General features: G+C 69.9%; 1 protein-coding gene. It reads right to left on the minus strand.

Going from position 1 to position 1,118, the window contains the following annotated elements:
• Positions 1-33: 33 nt before the first annotated feature.
• On the minus strand, positions 34-1,118 hold a 1,085-nt coding region (locus IE329_RS39905; RefSeq protein WP_229928165.1), incomplete at its 5' end, for an ABC transporter substrate-binding protein.

Here is a 1,118-nt window from a genome sequence, read left to right on the forward strand (position 1 = left end):
CCGCCGGTGTGGCGGTCGTGCGGTGGGTTCCCGTCAGTAGGCGCCGTCGAGGGAGGTCTTGGCGTTGTCGGGGTCGTAGGCGCGGTCGGTGATGATGACGTTGTCGGGGATGGCCTGGCCGTCGAAGAACTTCTGTGCGGTGGCGAAGGCGAGGGGGCCGAAGCGGGGGTTGGACTCGATGACGCCGTTGTACTCGCCGCCGGCGAGGGCCTGGACGGCGTTGCGGGTGCCGTCGACGGAGACGATCTTGATGTCGGTGCCGGGCTTCTTGCCGGCGCCCTTGACGGCGGTGACGGCGCCGAGGCCCATTTCGTCGTTCTCGGCGTAGAGGGCGGTGATGTCGGGGTGGGACTGGAGGAGTTGTTCGGTGACCTGCTGGCCCTTGTCGCGGGCGAACTCGCCGGTCTGCTGGGCGACGATCTGCAGGCCGGGGGCGGTGGCGGCGATCTGGTCGACGAAGCCCTTGGTGCGGTCGGTGGTGACGCCGTTGCCGGAGGTGCCGAGGAGGATGGCGACCTTGCCGGTGCCGCCGGTGGCCTTGACGAGGGCGTCGGCGGCGCGCTTGCCCTGGTCGACGAAGTTGGAGCCGATGAAGGTGAGGTAGTCCTTGCAGGCGGTGGCGTTGAGTTTGCGGTCGACGGTGATGACGGGGACGTGCTTGGCGGCGGCGGCCTGGAGGGCGGGTTCGAGGCCGTCGGAGTTGAGGGGGGCGACGATGAGGAGCTGGGCGCCCTGGTTGAGCATGTCCTGGATGTCGCTGATCTGCTTGGGGAGCTGGGACTGGGCGTTGGTGGTGAGGAGCTTCTTGACGCCCAGCTTGGCGGCTTCGTCCTTGATGGACTGGGTCTCGGCGATGCGGAAGGGGTTGGCTTCCTTCTCGGACTGGGAGAAGCCGACGACGGTGTCCTTGAGGTCGAGCTTGGTGGCGCCGTAGGCCTTGAGGTCGCAGCCGCCGGCGGTGTCGCCGGCGGGGGCGGCGCCGGGGGAGGCGACGACCTGGGCGCCGGCGCTGGAGTTGCCGGAGGCGGAGGTGGAGGATCCCTCCTGCTTGGCGCAGCCGGAGGCGGCCAGGGTGGCCGCCACGGTGAGCAGGCAGGCGGCGGTGAGGGTACGGGATC

Source organism: Kitasatospora indigofera (assembly GCF_014655955.1).
GTDB classification, from domain to species: domain Bacteria; phylum Actinomycetota; class Actinomycetes; order Streptomycetales; family Streptomycetaceae; genus Kitasatospora; species Kitasatospora indigofera.